Raw genomic sequence first — 14,684 nt, forward strand, 5'->3', positions numbered from 1 at the left:
AGACGTCTACCCGTCGAGGGGCGGCGTCCGGGCGATGCCGAGCCCACCCCGCCCAGGAGGAGATATGGCGAACAAGACCGTCGATCGTGCCGAATTCACGGCCGAGACCACGCCGATCGCGCCCGCCGCGCCGCTGCTGCAACGAGATCCGGCCCCCACCATCCGCTATCGATTCCTCGAGCGGGTGGCCGACAGTTGGGCGGGGTTCCGGGACCGGCGTCGCGTCGTCCGCCGGAACGCCGCCGAGCCCGGGCAGGCCGATCAGCGCGTGCCCGAGTTCCGCACCGACTGGATCGTCGGCATGGAACACGCGTGCCGCACCAACCAGGAGATCGAACGCCGCGCGACCAGGGCGGCGATCGCGGTGCTCGACGACATGATCGCCACGCACCGCGGCACGGTCGAACGGGCCCGGGAGAGCCTGCCCGACCTCGACCGGCAGATCGTCGCGGCCGCCGAGACCCCGATCGACGCGACGCCGATGAGCACCGGCGAACAGTTCGAGACACCGCAGCAGCGGCAGGGCAGGCGGCACCGCGAACGCGACAGTCGGGTGGCCGGGTTGCGTGAGCGTCGGCGCGCGCTCGCCGAGGCGCGCGACCAGGCCGAACGGCAGATCGTGATCTGCGTGCCGGCCCGCAGGTCGCACTGGGAGCAGTTGCTGGTGCGGTCGAGCGTGCTGACCGAGCACTACAACCGACGCGCCCGCACCTACGCCCGCGCCGCCACCCGGCGGGCGAAGCACATCCAGCTCAGCGCGCGATCGGATCTCATCACGGCGCCGGAGTGGTGCAGCCCCGACGCGCTGCCGCCCGTGTCCTGACAGCCCGCCCGAACGGAGAAGACGATCATCACCATCCACGACCTGATCTCGACGACGATCGGTCGCCGCGCCCGCGCCTACCTGCAACGATCGGCGACCACGCCGATCCCGAACTGGGACAGCAACAGTCCGCTGGACCTACCGCGACCCGACATCGCCCCCGTCATGGCGATGATCCGGGAGCGGGTCGTCGCGCACGCGGCGGCGGGCAGCCTCGACGAGGCGCACGGCGACGTCCTCGACCGTCTCATCCACTCGATCTGCCGCCAGTGGGCCGAGGACGCCCGGCACGCCTACGAAGAGCAGTTGCGACTGTGGTCCTACCTCGAGGAACAGGGCACCGCCCACAGCATCGAGAAAGGACAACGTCTGGCGCGCTTGAACATTCGACTCGGCCGCTATCAGGACGCGGAGCGGCGGGTCTGGGCGCGCTTCGGCGACGAGCGGACCGACGAACACGCCGATCCACTGCCCGCACCGGTGATTCCGCTGGCGGGCACCGTTCCGGCACTCGCCGTGGTGCCCGCCCTGACCGACGGCAAGAGCGACGAACCGCCGCCGCGCATCCACAGTGTCTGATCCACCCGCCGACTCCCGAGGGGCCCCGATGTCCGCAACACCAACCACCCGCACCGTCACCGATCTCGGCACGGATCGGTCGCGCCGGACCGAACCGCCGACGCCGTACTTCCCCTTCGTCAGCGCCGTCCTGCTCGCCGCCGCGATCGCGGGCATGATCATCGACGTCATCCTCGCCAAGGCCGCCTTCGACGTCATCGTCAACGAATCCGAGTTCGTCTCCGCGCTGGTGGCGACCGGCGTGGCGGGCATCGCCGCGGTCACCGCCCTCGGCGGCGGTCTGGCGTGGCGACACGGGCATCGACTCGGCGGCGCCGCGCTGCTCGCCGGGTGGCTGCTCATCGGCATCACCCTCGCCGCCCTGCGCTGGCAGCGCGGGTCGCTCGAGGGCTTCGCGAACGACCCCGCCGACCGCTGGATCGCGATGCTGATGCTCGCCGTCTTCCTCGCCGCGGGCATCGAGATCGCGACCCACGGTTCCGCGCTGCTGGACAACGACTCCTACTTCGCCGTGCGCTCGGCCCGCCGCGCCGTCGCGAAGATCGACCGCAAGCGCAACCGCGTGGCCGCTGAATACGGCCGAATCGCGCTGGCGCTGAGCCGATTCCCCGATATCCGCGACCGCGCGCGCCGCCAGCACGAGATGGCCCAGCAGCGCATCGACAGCATGGAACGGGAACTGCACGCCTACGCGCGCGACCAGGTCGTGGAAGCGCTGCGCAACTCTCGCAACGGCGGACTGACCGCGCAACCGGTCGCCATCGACGACTTCCCCGTCCGCGAGCGCGCACGGAGTCGTACGAACGAATGATTTACCGAATTGCCGAGGCGCGGAACGATGTTCTCGAGTGTCCATCGCCGGACCTCACTGCGGCGATGGGGGTCTTCGCGGCGGCAATAGGAGTCGTTCGGCCCAGGAAGGGCAAGTACATGCTGGAACAAGCGCCCGCTCCCGAACGCGGGACCGAGGAATCGTTCACGCTCGCGGTCACCGCCCTCGAGGAGCACTTCCGCCCCGACAACATCGGCTATCTGCTCGCGGTGGCGCGCCGCCGTCTCGGTGACGAGCGCTTCGTCGAGGACGTCGTGCTCGACTCCTACGTCGAACTCCTCGCCCGCGTCGACGCTTTCCACACCGGCGGCGACGCCGACAAGGTCGCGGCGGCCGCCGTCGACTACGCCTCGCGCGCCTACCTCGCCAAGGTCGTCGGCAGGAAGGCCATCGACCGCGTCCGTAAACTCGGTCGGGAGACCGGCACGGACGACTTCACCGCCCTCGAGGCGGCGCGGGTCGCGCCCGAGAGCGAACCGGAAGCGGGTGATCTCGAAGTGGTGCACCAGGATCCGGGCGCGGAAGTCGCGCGTCGGCAACTCGACGAACTCGCGCGCACCGGGCTCGGCGCGATCCTGCTGGCCCTGTGGAACCGCACGCCACGCCACGGGCGCACGGTGCTCACCCTCTCCGACGCCGACATGGAACATATGGCACTGTTCTACCGGTTCCTGCCGACGCTGGAACCCCGCGACAGCACCCACGATCCGGACCGGGGCATGAACGAGCGACTGGCCGAACGCTACGGCGTCGACAAGGCGACCGCGTCGCGGCGCACGGCCAGGATCACCAACACCGCCGGCCTCGCCCTCTACCTGACGTGCGTGCTCGGCCACGCCGGACACCGGCCCACCCCCGAGACCGTGGAGACCCACTTCGACGCCTTCGACGCGATGAGCGGCGATCCCGAGCGCGACGCGGACGTCCTCCGACTCAGGCTCGCGGGCCGCGCCCTGCGGGACCACCCGGGCAAGGGCGTGCGCGTCGACCTCCCGCTCTTCGCCGCGGAAGTCGCCAAAGAGCAACTCGCCCAACAGAAGCGAGCCGCGCGACGGGGAACGCCCGCGCTCGACGCACCCGTCGACGTCGACTCCCTGACCGAGGCCCTGCACGCCGCCGAATCCCGCTACGCGACCTACGTGCGCAACCCCCATCCAGCCTGCGTCACGGTGTGCTCCGAGCACAATCCCGAGACCCACCGACCCCTGGAGTTCTGACGACATGGCCGGCACTCCCCACGATCCGATCGCCGCGAGCGCACTCGACCACCCGCTCTCCGACGAACCCCCCGCCGACGATCCCGCGCCCCCCTGGCTGCCCGCCGCCGCGACCGCCGCCGCCGCGCTGACCGGAACCCGGCACATACGCCTCGACATCGCCAGGGCCGCCGTACTCGGCTTCGACGCCGACCTCGCCGAACTCGTCCTCGCGCACGAGCGATACCGCGACGAACTGCGCCGCTACTGGGCCGATCACGGAATTCCCGACCGGATCACCGTCGCCGCCGCCGAGGACTCCGACTTGGGCGAACTGATTACGTTGCTCATCGATTCGTGCGGTCCGCTCGGCGACGACCCCTACGCGCGGGAGGACGACGTACTCCGCGCATCGCCCGAGGAAATCGTCGACACCTCTTGCGAACCCATCGATCATTGCGAGTCGCCGGAGGAAATCGCCGGGTCTCGCCCGCCCGCACGCGAAGCCGACGCTTACCGCGGATCACCCGGCGGAACGATCGACGCCACCGGATCATGGCAGGTGTCACCGGTCCTTCCGCCCCCGCGCGCCGCCGCCGATCCCGAACAGCGCACACCGGCATTCCACGCGCGCCACGAGGACTGGCATCTGGAATATCACCAATCCGTCGCCGAAGACGGCACCGCACTCCTGGAGGTCCGCGTCGACCCCGGCATCGGCGAAGCCTTGGCCGTCGTCCGCGTCGACCTCGCCGATTCCACCCACCTGATCGTCCTGCGCGCGATCCGCGGGCGCCTGGCCGGACACCTCACCATCACCGGCCTATCGGCCTGGGGTCGCGACGCCGTCACACTCTATAAACCGTTCCCCCCCACCGATATCCCCGACACCTGGGCGACTTGGATCACCTCCGCTGTCGCCCGCGCGTCGACAGCGGATCGCGGTCTGTGGCGACGAATTCAGCGCACCCTCGGCCCGGCCGCCGCGGTATCCCGCGCCATCGCGGCGGCATTGCCATGACATGGCTCCGCCCCTAGGCGCTGAGTGAGGTAGATCACTTGGCCGCCGTGTCACGGCTGTCGGTTCCCAGTGTCGAAAGAGATGTATCAGTCCACGACACCCGCCCCCTGGGCGCGAAGGAATCCGTATGCGCAGGCGATTTCGCTCGGCCACACCCCGATCCGAGCCGGTATCACGACGGACGCTGCTCCTGGGGGCGGCGGCCGGGCTCACCCTCGCCTCCTGCGGATCGCCCGACAAGAAAGGCCGACAAGTGAAAACCACGGACATTCTCGGCGCACACCTCTCCCACACCGAAACCGGCGCGGGCACCCCGCTGGTGTTCCTGCACGGCAACCCGAGCTCCTCGCACATGTGGCGCGAGATCCTGCCCCACCTCACCGACGGGCGACTGCTCGCGCCGGACCTCATCGGCATGGGCCGATCCGCCAAACCCGATATCGACTACACCTTCGCCGACCACGCCCGCTACCTCGACGCCTGGTTCGACGCCCTCGACCTCGACCACGTCGTCCTCGTCGGCCACGACTGGGGTGGTGCGCTCGCCTGCGACTGGGCCGCCCGCCACCCCGACAAGGTGCGCGGCCTCGCCTTCTTCGAAACGATCGTCAAACCGATGGCGTGGGCGGACCTGTCCCCGCAAGCGCGCACCCGATCCGAATCCCTCCGAACCCCGGGCGTCGGCGAGCAGATGGTGCTCGAACAAGACCTGTTCATTCGCCAAGCCTTCACCGGCGGCGTCCTCGATCCGGTCGCCGACACCGATCTCAGGACCTACCTCGCGCCCTATCCGACACCGGACAGCCGCAGGCCCCTGCTCGCCTGGGCACGCCAGATGCCACTGGACGGTGATCCCGCCGAACTCGTCACTCGCATCGAAACCTTCGACCGCTGGCTGGCCATCAGCACCGACACCCCGAAACTGCTGATGACATTCGAAGGTTCCCCCACACTGCTCATCGACGAAACGATGACCGCCTGGTGCCGACACCACATCGCGGCACTGGACGTCGTCCCGTGCGGACAAGCCGGACACCACGCCGCCGAAGACCGCCCCGACGAGATCGGCGCGGCAATCGCCGACTGGTTGCGACGGCACACCCTCACCGCACCGGAGTACCGATGACCGGCGTTGCGGACAGGTGGGCGCGGACGGACGATGGGTCGATGACCGACGACATGCCGACCGATCGCGCGACCGGCCGCGGTTCGGTCGGCGTCGGATCGGTCGAGGTCGGATCGGTCGACCCCGGTTCCGTCGAGGTCGGTTCCGTCGACCCCGGTTCCGACGTTGGTTCGGTCGCCCCCGGTTCCGTCGACGTCGGTGCAGTCGACCCGAGGGAGGTCGCGCTCGTGACCGCGGCCATCGACGGCGACGCCGTCGCGGCGACCGAGATCATGCGCGGACTACAGGACCCGATCTATCGATTGGCGCTCCGCATGACCGGCCGGCCCGCCGACGCCGAGGACGCCACCCAGGAGATCCTGCTGCGGGTGTTCACCCGGCTCGCGACCTGGCGCGGTGAGGCAAAACTGCTCACCTGGGCGTATCGCATCGCCGTCAACCATCTGCTCAACACGCGAAGACGGTCACCACAGGAGGCGGCGCAGCTCAGCCTCGACGCCTTCGGCGACCTGCTGGTCGAGGGCCTGACAGCCGACCATCGCGGTCCCGAAGCGGAACTACTCGCCACCGAAGTCCGCCTCCAGTGCAGCCAGGCGATGCTGCAATGCCTGACCCGCGAGGAACGGATCGCGTTCGTCCTCGACGACGTGTTCGACGTCAGATCAGCCGACGCCGCCTGGATCCTGGACCTCACCCCCGCCGCCTACCGAAAACGTTTGGAGCGAACCAGAAAACGCCTCCGCACCTTCCTGACCTCGACCTGTGGCTACGCGAGCGCACAGGCCCGGTGCCGATGTTCGCGACGCATCGCCCAGGCCGTGTCGGCCGGGCGGATAGATCCGCGCCGACCGGAACTGTCCACCCACCCCGTCCCCGGCGCGGGCCGTAGCGCCGCGGAAGCCGAACAGCAGATGATCGCGCTGCACGACGCCGCGGCGGTGCTCCGAATCCATCCGGACTACGCCTTCCCCCGGGCGAAAGCGGACGCCGTCGCCGGTCTCTTGCGGTCCGGACGGTTCTCCCTGCTGTCCGATGCCTCCGAATAACCGAGCCTCCGACGTCCTTCCGCATCCGACTCGACCGCCGACAGTCCGCTCCGCACCGGGACCTGGAACGATCGGATCGACCGCCCACCCTCCCCTTCGCAGCCACCGCATCTTCGCGACGTCCCAGGTCGAGCAGCGCGAACAATCAATAAGTGCCGTCACGCGACGCTGCCGGTGCTCGGCCGCAGATCGTCAACGATGTTGCGCGCGATCTGCTCCCGCACCGCGGTCGACACCCCCGCCGCCGCATTCCGGCGCGCGGCCACCGCGAGGCGATCGGCGATCTCGTTGAGCGGATGCCCGGAATGCGCCTTCACCCACCCGACCGTGACATCCCGGTCCCCGATCGCGCGCCGGATCGCGGCGACCCGCCGTGCGATCACCTGGGTGGGCGGAGTGGCGCTGCCGTCGATCCAGCACACCGCGCTGCGACTGTCGGTCAACACCGAGATCCGCCGGTCACTCCGCGCGGTCACCGCCAGCAGGATCGCCTCCAACTCCCCGACCGCGACCACCGACGTCGACGGCAGGAACTCCTGCCGCCAATCCCCGTCATCCGTCACATAGGCCAGCCCCATCCCACGCCGCCCGGCCCGCGCCGAAGCGTCCGTCGCGATCACCACCCGCCGACTCCCGAGCAGATCCGCGCGAACCAACCGCGCCGCGAGCGCCTTCTCCGCGGCAACCCGGACCCCGGCCCGTCGCCCCTCGAACGCACAACCGGTCAGATGACTGTGCGTCAGCCCGGCGAACCAGTCCCGCACCTCCCGATTCCCGATATACACCTCGGCCCGCACATCCCGCGCGACCACGAACTTCTGCAAATACTCGAACGCGTCCACCACCACCGCCCCACACCCCCGATCCGCCCCACCGAACTCCGCCACCTCCACAATCACCTCCGCCGCAGCACTTTCCGCCACGACCAACACCGCCCGCGCAACCCCATCAGCCCCATTCCCGGCAACGATCACCGCCGCATACAACGGTGCCCCCACCACCCCGTCCACCGCCGGAACGTCCGCCACCGCCTCGACAGGCCCCACCCCACCCGACCGCCGAAAAGCCCCGAACACACCGCACAGAACACCGACGATCCGCCGCAACCTGGTCATCGCGATCTCCCCGAACAAGGACGAGCCCACCGCTCATCGTTCACAAGGAAGACGTCCCCCCGCCCCCAACGTTGCGCCTATCCGAGACAAGTCCGAGCCCCTACTGCGAACGCATCTACCTACCGCCCCATCCCTTCGGTACTGACTGCGCTCGCCGAAGTTCCTCGGCCGGGCTCATCGAAATTCCCCACCCGTGAGCGTGTTGATTATAGGGGTTCGCGGTTGCCGGTCGTGGCTCGGCGGAGGTTGTCGGCGGTGGCGTGGTGGTCGCGTAGTCGGTAGGAGTCGCCGTCGAGGTTGATGACCATGGATCGGTGTAGGAGTCTGTCGAGTAGTGCGGCGGCGACGGTGTTGTCGCCGAGGATCTCGCCCCAGGAGCCGACGCCGCGGTTGGTGGTGATCACGGTCGAGGTTTTCAGATAACGTTGCGACACAACCTGGAACAGCGCTGAAGCGGCCTCGGCCGGTAGGGGGAGGTAGCCCAGTTCGTCGATCACCAGTAGCGCGGGGCCGGCGTAGAAGCGCATGGTAGTGGCCCAGCGTCCCTCGATCGCGGCTCGGTGGCAGCGGGCGGCGAGGTCGGCGGCGGTGGTGAAGTAGGTGCGGTAGCCGGCGTGCGCGGCGGCGCGTGCGAGTCCGGTCGCCAGGTGTGTCTTGCCTGTGCCGGGCGTGCCGATGAGCAGGACGTTGGTGGCGGTTTCGAGGTAGCGGCAGGTGTCGAGTTCGTCGAGCAGGGGCCGGTCGATGCCGGAGGCGGCGTCGACGTCGAAGTTCTCCAACGACGCCGGTGTCGGTAGGTTCGCGAACCGCAGTCGGCCGGTGAGACGGCGGGTTTCGGTGTCGGCGACCTCGATCCGCAGTAGTTTCTCCAATGTCGCGGTTGCCGAGAGGTTCTGCGCGGTGGCGTCTTCGAGCACCGAGGGCAGCGCTTCGGCGGCGGCGTGGAGTTTCAGTGTCGCCAGATGCGAGCGGAGTTGCTGGTAGCGGGTCGCGGTCTCGTCGGCGCCGACGGCCTTGGTGACGCGGCGGGCGGTCTTCTTCGGGGTAGGGGTGCTCATCTGCGGCTCCTCGCGGTGGCGGCGCGCTCGTAGGCGGCCAGATCGGTGACCGTCGCGCCGGAGGCGGCGTCGGTGGTGGTGGGGTCTGCGGCGCGGAGCGCGGCCGCGGCGGCTCGGGCGGCCTCGCCGGGTGGGATGCGTTCCTTGCGGCGGTGCGGGCGGCCGGTGTTGGCCGCGGCCATCGCGGCGGTGTCCAACGCGACGACGTGACCGTGGTCGCGGACGGTCGCGCCGAGCCCGTCGGCGGCGCGTTCGTGGCGGGCTATCACGATCCCGGCGGTGGTGGCGATGTCGATGTGGTTGCCGCGCAACGGTTGCGTGACGACCACCCTCGCCGACGCCAGCTCCGGTGGCACTGAGTAGCGGTTGCCGCGCCAGGAGATCATCGCCTGCCGAGAAGCGACCCGCGGTTCGGCGAGGATCGCCGGATAGGGCTCGGCGGGCATGGGCCGCAACGATTCCCGCGCCGCCACGGTCGCGACCGTCGCGCGGCCGTCGGCGGTCGGACGGAGCCGGGTATCCCCGCGCAGCGTGCAGAACTTGTCGAGCGAGGCTTGGGCTTGCTCGACTGTCAGGTCGTCAGCCAGTGTGCGCCACCAGCGTTGCGCGGCGGTGTGATTGGCTTTCTCGACCACGCCCTTGCGGTTCCCGCGCCGGGGTGGGCAGATCGCCGCCGCCACGCCGTAGTACATGGCGACCGCGGCGAACGACGCGGTGATCTGCCCGCTGGAGGGATAGCAGACCGTGGACATGCGGTCGAACCGCCACGCCCCGGTCACTCCGCCCAGCGCGCGGGCGACACGATCGAGCCCTTCGATCACGTGTGGTTGATCGGTCGACGGGGCGAGATAGCCGCGCCAACGCCCGGAATGCGCGAGCGATCCGACGAGCAGATACGCCTTCGACCCCCACCCCCAATCCGCGGGCGGGTTCGGCAGTTCGACCCAGTCCCACTGGGTTTCACCACCGGGTTCGTGCGGGATGACGGCGTTGGGGCGTTCGGTCGCGGTCCGGCAGGCTTGACAGACCGGCCGTAGTCCGCGGGCGCGGATGTTGCGGGTCAGCGACTGATACGACAGCGGGAACCCGAGGGGTTCCAGCTCGTCCATCAGCGTCTGTGCCCACAGGTGCGGGTCCTCGGCCAGGCGAGCGGTCACGTACTCGACGAACGGGTCGAACGGGTCCGGCAGGTGCCGTTTGCGGACGCCGGGGGTGCGTTCCCCGGCCAGATAAGCTCGAATCGTCTTACGGTCACGACCGGTGTGACGGGCGATCTGCGAGATCGTCCAGCCTCGAGCGCGTAGGGCACTGATTTCCACATCTTCCTCACGTGTCAACATGGAAAAGCGGGCCTCCTCCGAACTGAAAGCGCTGGTCAGGTGTGGTAACCACCAGCATCGGAAGAGGCCCGCCCTTCACGGCGGAGCCACACGGGACAAATGGGGAATTTCGGTGAGCGTCAGTGAGGAAAATCAGTGAGCGCCGTCAGTACGGCCAGTCGAACGCCGACATCCACCAAGAACCCGCATCTCCCGAGGGAGACGATTGCGGTGAACCAAAGTTTCCGCCGCTGAAACTGACCAAGCCCCGCTATGGTGGCAGTGGTGCGTCAGCGCGTGCCTATGTAGTTCAATGGCAGAACTTCTGCTTCCCAAGCAGACAGCGCGGGTGCGATTCCCCATACCGCCGTGGGCCACAATCAACCTATCCACACGGTATCCCTGTGGACTCGACCGAACCATAAAGGTTCTACGACCGTGGGCGCTTCGGACGCCGAGTCGAAACCACTTCGGCAATTCGACGCGCCGCCAGCTCGGGATCCTCGTGCTCCCAGATCCGGATAACATCCCATCCCGCGTCGGTGAGTAGGCGGTCGGTTTCAAGGTCCCTGGCCCTGTTCCCCGCGATCTTCTCTTCCCAGAACTCGCTGTTGCGACGCGCAGGACGAAAATGCTCGGGGCACCCGTGCCAGTAGCAGCCGTCACAGAAGACCGCGACTTTCGGTCCGACGAAGACAATATCCGCCCGTCTTCGCGACTCGGGCAGCGGCCGCGCGTCCACCCGGTACCCCAGCCCATGCGCGCGGATAGCCGCGCGCAGCGCGAGCTCCGGTCGAGTGTCACGGCTCCGGTTCCCCCGCATCACCGACCGGACCGCAGGCGAACTCGCCCATGACCGCACCGGCGTAGCAGGTGGGGGCAGCAACTCCCGATCGATCACCTCTCGCCACCCTCGGGCCAAATTCTGACGACGTGTTCGACCGTTGACCTCTCCGACATATCTCGTCGGATATCTCCCACCATCAGACCACCGAACGTAGGCGCGGATCCGACGAGTCTTGGCGTACACCTTCAATTCGACAGACGCCAAGGAAACGTTGCCACCTTCTAGGCCAACCAGACGATTGGCGCGACCGCCAGCTGCGCGGTCTTGTTCCGCCGAACGCGCGGCCCGACCAAGATCAGGTGGACATCTCCAGGCCCTATCAGCCGGGGGCTTGTCATTCCACTTTCCAGGGTTGACGCTGGTCACAGCAACTAACTCGCCGTCTCCGCCTCTGCCAACACCGTGGCAACCCCCTCCGCGAAGACCTTGCCCAGTAGGACGGGAACGGCGTTTCCGAGTTGTCGCATCTTCTCGCCCCGAGGCCCCGCGAGTCGCCAATCGTCAGGGAAGGTCATCACCCGAGCGGTCTCCCGCACAGACATGTACCGGTGAGTGCCATCGTCAAGCAACATCACCGACTCGCCACCAGGAACGCCATGCACGCCAGCCTTCACGGTCTTAGCTGGTCTATCGAGTTCGTTCGGGGTGTGGCCGGCGTACACACGAGCGTCCGGCCACCCGATGTGGTCGGTGAACCCACCGAGTAGATGTTCCTTGCGATCGAGCTTGTCCGGCGGGATATCGGGAAGCGGCTTCTGACCGTCCACCCCTCGCAACGCGTCTCGTAGCGTTCGCCACGGCGCGAGCCGTTCGCCGCTGTCAGTCAACATCATGTCCGGCGAAGTCGGAATCCGGGCCATCACTCGATTTCGCACCGCCTTGGATACCTTCGGGTGTCGCTCCCAATAAACGCCACTTGTCATATCCTGATACAAGCTTTCGGCCGAATGGGTCGGTTGCACAAGCTCTTCGAACCGCCGCATGTCGACGCCGACGTCGCGACGAAACGCGATCAGGATCACGCGGTTACGAATCTGTGGAACGCCATAGTCGGCCGCGTTGACCGGAAAGTGCGCCACTTCATACCGCTCATCGGCGGCGATATAAGCTGACTCGTTCATGTGTCGCAGTATCTCGTCGTGATCCTGCCATCGCGAGCCCTCAGCCCGCTCCTCGAACGGCAACGACAGCTCGCGCTTGATGTAATCGAAATATGGCATGAACGATGGGCGAAGCAGCCCTCGTACGTTCTCGCAGATGACCGCCTTCGGACGCATCTCCCGAATGGCTCGGAACATATGCGGAAAGCCGTTGCGGTCGTCCTCGTCGCCCTTGGCAACGCCACCGAGCGAGAACGGCTGGCATGGCGGACCGCCGGCCAGAACGTCGACCATGTCGCGGAGGTACTCGAAATCGACCTTTCGAACGTCGCCCACCACCAGCGGGGGCCGCTCGCCAACCACCGGGATAGCGGGCAAGGCCCCCTCCTCAACAGGAGTCGCCACGTTAGTCGCGAGGGTCTCACAGGCCCGCTTCGCGAACTCGTTGAACAGGAGGGGGCGGAAGCCCGCGCGTTCGACCGCCATCGCGAGACCTCCGCCACCGGCGAAGAGCTCGACACTCGTACGCTGGGACTTCTTGGTGACTCGGTCCTTAGGCATGGCCGGAACCATACCGCGGAGAGCCATCGAACGCACGTACGAACTGCGAGTCCCGGTCAACCCGCCGTGACCGATCAGTCGTCCTCCTCGTCCCGCTCGGTCACCTCCCCCTTCTCGTCCAGGCGCCCCTGCCCCTCGTAGGACCTCACCGTGCCGTTCTCCGTCCGCCAGTACCGAGTCGCGCTGGCGAGGTCCTCAAATCCCGGGTATAGGATCACGTACCCCGGGAGCGCCGTGGCTTGCCAGTCGCCAGAAAGGGACTCGAGCACGAATCGCAGAAACTCGGCAGTACTCATGTTGATGTCTGGAACAGTGACCGGAACACCTCGCAGCAGCTCGTGTGGCGCCTTGGTCCCCGGCGTTGTCATGAAACGAAAGGTATATGGAAGCGCCCCCTTCGCCGCCACGAGCACCGGCCCCAAATTCTGCTCGCCTGGAGCCAGGCCACTAACAACCAGTTCGGTGTTGATCGGATATCGAGCGTCGAAGTGCTTCGCCTTCACCAGCGTTTTATCCCGGTTTCGTCCCGGATCCTTATTCCCGAAACCCATCGTGTTCCAGGGTGCCTCACCGTTCGCCCGGTAGCGCTTGATGAGGAGTTTCTCCGGTGCCGCAGCATCCATGTCCTCATCCACGTACAAACAGACGAAGCCCACTTGCCTGAGGCTGATCTTCAGTCTTCCCGAGAGCTTCCTGCGGTGCCCCTCCAGGCGATTTCGCAAGTTCTTCGACGCCTTTCCGACGTACACAAACTCGCCGTCGACGTACAACTGATAGACACCAGGGCGCGGCTGGATCTCGTTCTTGAGATACTCGGCCGTGAGCGGCGCGGGCGCGAGTCGTCGCAATCCCTCGCCCAGCTGGTCTCCCAGCGCTCGCGTGATGCTCAGCTTGAACTCCGCGCTCGCCCGGCCCTCGCTATCATTCGGCCCAAGACTCAGTCGATCCTCCACTCCGCCAACGTATCGCACGCGTCGAACATTAGACCGTCCACTCCGCCGAGCGCCCCCTCGTAGATCAACACAACCGTGGCGCGGAGCCCGAAGAGCGGCGCAGCTCGATCCGCGCAGACCTCGTCCGTTCGGGTCCAGCACCTGGAGAGGACCTGGCTGTCAACAGGCTGCTCCCCAGCGACTCACCCCGGGACTCCGAAGGTTCGGTGCCGGAGCGGTTGCCGCCCGTTCACGTCCCGCGCGAACCCCGCCCGAACAATATGGGTGCCCGAGTACCAAGTCGCGTCGGACCGATTTGGGGCACTACGTCGAGCTGGCGTACCAAAGCCCTCATACTCACCAGCACACGGAGGGCATAGCCAACGTCTGAGATATTTCGAGCAAGAGTAGTGCTGAGCCGATTTCACGACTCGGCTCGCTCCGAGCCAGCGGACTTGCCCCGTCTAGTGCCTGGTCTGCTAGGCTGGCGGTCGCGCTCACGCGCAGGCCGATGTAGTTCAATGGTAGAACTTCTGCTTCCCAAGCAGACAGCGCGGGTTCGATTCCCGTCATCGGCTCCCCATCGAAAGCCTCTGCGATGCAGGGGCTTTCGTCGTTTGGTCTGGACTACCGGTTCGAGTTCACTCCGAGCCCCGACCTCGGATACCACCTGAAGATGCAGGGCGAATCGCGCGACGGACTGCCTACGGACCGGAAGTCTCCCCCCAGGTACCCAGCTCGCGGATGGGCGAGGCACAGCCGGCCCGGACAGCCAGGGCTCGCGACCCGATCGCACCGCGGCTTCGCCGCGCGCCTGTCTTTGTTCGCGGACCGCCCGCACGCCGAGGTCAGTGGGTTACCGCTCGAACAAGGCGGCGGAGTCAGGCCAGAACCTGCGGACCACGACGCGGCTACGTGCGGTGTAGACGGGACGGGGTGGCGCAGTGCGGGCGGGGTGGAGTTCGGGTTGCGTAGCGGCGTTGGGCGTCGGCCAGGCGCGCGGCGAGGTGTTCGAGGGTGGTGGGTGGGAGGGTTTTGCCGAAGGCGGCGGCGTCGAGGAGGGTGCGGCGGACGGCGGCGAGCTGGGCTTCGGGGGTGTCCGGGTGGTCGGGGGTCGGCATGGACGCAG

14 protein-coding genes and 2 tRNA genes are annotated in these 14,684 nt (G+C 67.6%); 9 read left to right on the forward strand and 7 right to left on the reverse strand.

Translation table 11 applies throughout. The features are described from left to right. The first annotated feature begins 64 nt into the window (after positions 1-64). From ON30_RS26065 to ON30_RS26095, 7 genes are all read left to right on the forward strand, one after another. The gene (locus ON30_RS26065; protein ID WP_040711066.1) at positions 65-823 is read left to right on the forward strand and encodes a hypothetical protein; all 759 of its coding nucleotides are present in this window, start codon (positions 65-67) and stop codon (positions 821-823) included. Positions 824-988: 165 nt separating this feature from the next. Next, complete coding sequence (locus ON30_RS26070; RefSeq protein ID WP_040711068.1) at positions 989-1,402, forward strand: hypothetical protein; 414 nt, start codon at positions 989-991, stop codon at positions 1,400-1,402. 28 nt (positions 1,403-1,430) lie between these two features. Further along, a complete protein-coding gene (locus ON30_RS26075) occupies positions 1,431-2,213 on the forward strand; it encodes a hypothetical protein (protein WP_040711070.1) in 783 nt (260 codons plus the stop codon). Between the two features lie 119 nt (positions 2,214-2,332). Beyond that, positions 2,333-3,451, forward strand: coding sequence for an RNA polymerase sigma factor (locus ON30_RS26080; RefSeq protein ID WP_040711072.1), 1,119 nt, complete (start codon positions 2,333-2,335; stop codon positions 3,449-3,451). A 4-nt stretch (positions 3,452-3,455) separates the two neighbouring features. Next, positions 3,456-4,451: a hypothetical protein gene (locus tag ON30_RS26085; RefSeq protein ID WP_040711074.1), complete on the forward strand. Its 996-nt coding sequence runs from the start codon at positions 3,456-3,458 to the stop codon at positions 4,449-4,451. 253 nt (positions 4,452-4,704) lie between these two features. Then, the gene (locus tag ON30_RS26090; protein ID WP_051029995.1) at positions 4,705-5,577 is read left to right on the forward strand and encodes a haloalkane dehalogenase; all 873 of its coding nucleotides are present in this window, start codon (positions 4,705-4,707) and stop codon (positions 5,575-5,577) included. Between the two features lie 41 nt (positions 5,578-5,618). After that, entirely contained in the window at positions 5,619-6,623 is a 1,005-nt protein-coding gene (locus ON30_RS26095; protein WP_245554220.1) for an RNA polymerase sigma factor, read from the forward strand. 158 nt (positions 6,624-6,781) lie between these two features. On the opposite strand, the gene ON30_RS36395 is transcribed toward ON30_RS26095, so the two are convergent. From ON30_RS36395 to ON30_RS26110, 3 genes are all read right to left on the reverse strand, one after another. After that, positions 6,782-7,738, reverse strand: coding sequence for an RNase H family protein (locus ON30_RS36395; protein WP_157183836.1), 957 nt, complete (start codon positions 7,736-7,738; stop codon positions 6,782-6,784). Between the two features lie 206 nt (positions 7,739-7,944). Continuing rightward, positions 7,945-8,796 carry an IS21-like element helper ATPase IstB gene (gene istB / locus ON30_RS26105; RefSeq protein WP_040711075.1) on the reverse strand — a complete coding sequence of 284 codons (852 nt, stop codon included), beginning with the start codon at positions 8,794-8,796 and terminating at the stop codon, positions 7,945-7,947. Beyond that, on the reverse strand, positions 8,793-10,136 hold the full coding sequence (locus tag ON30_RS26110; protein WP_040711076.1) for a Mu transposase domain-containing protein: 1,344 nt from the start codon (positions 10,134-10,136) through the stop codon (positions 8,793-8,795). Before ON30_RS26110 ends, istB begins: the two co-directional genes overlap by 4 nt. Positions 10,137-10,414: 278 nt before the next feature. Here ON30_RS26110 and ON30_RS26115 point away from each other — a divergent pair. Further along, positions 10,415-10,491, forward strand: a tRNA-Gly gene (locus ON30_RS26115). 54 nt (positions 10,492-10,545) lie between these two features. Here ON30_RS26115 and ON30_RS42120 read toward each other — a convergent pair. Genes ON30_RS42120 through ON30_RS26125 form a run of 3 tightly spaced genes read right to left on the reverse strand, consistent with a single transcriptional unit; the run spans position 10,546 to position 13,576 of the window. After that, complete coding sequence (locus ON30_RS42120) at positions 10,546-11,328, reverse strand: very short patch repair endonuclease (protein WP_157183837.1); 783 nt, start codon at positions 11,326-11,328, stop codon at positions 10,546-10,548. A gap of 5 nt (positions 11,329-11,333) precedes the next feature. Further along, the gene (locus ON30_RS26120; protein ID WP_306307396.1) at positions 11,334-12,650 is read right to left on the reverse strand and encodes a DNA cytosine methyltransferase; all 1,317 of its coding nucleotides are present in this window, start codon (positions 12,648-12,650) and stop codon (positions 11,334-11,336) included. 47 nt (positions 12,651-12,697) lie between these two features. Beyond that, positions 12,698-13,576, reverse strand: coding sequence for a GIY-YIG nuclease family protein (locus ON30_RS26125; RefSeq protein ID WP_051029997.1), 879 nt, complete (start codon positions 13,574-13,576; stop codon positions 12,698-12,700). A 486-nt stretch (positions 13,577-14,062) separates the two neighbouring features. Between ON30_RS26125 and ON30_RS26130 the strand changes: the two genes are divergently transcribed. Beyond that, positions 14,063-14,133, forward strand: a tRNA-Gly gene (locus tag ON30_RS26130). Positions 14,134-14,466: 333 nt separating this feature from the next. On the opposite strand, the gene ON30_RS26135 is transcribed toward ON30_RS26130, so the two are convergent. Further along, a complete protein-coding gene (locus tag ON30_RS26135) occupies positions 14,467-14,676 on the reverse strand; it encodes a DUF6374 family protein (protein WP_040711077.1) in 210 nt (69 codons plus the stop codon). Positions 14,677-14,684: the final 8 nt, after the last annotated feature.

It is taken from the genome of Nocardia takedensis NBRC 100417, assembly GCF_000308695.1.
GTDB classification, from domain to species: Bacteria; Actinomycetota; Actinomycetes; order Mycobacteriales; family Mycobacteriaceae; genus Nocardia; species Nocardia takedensis.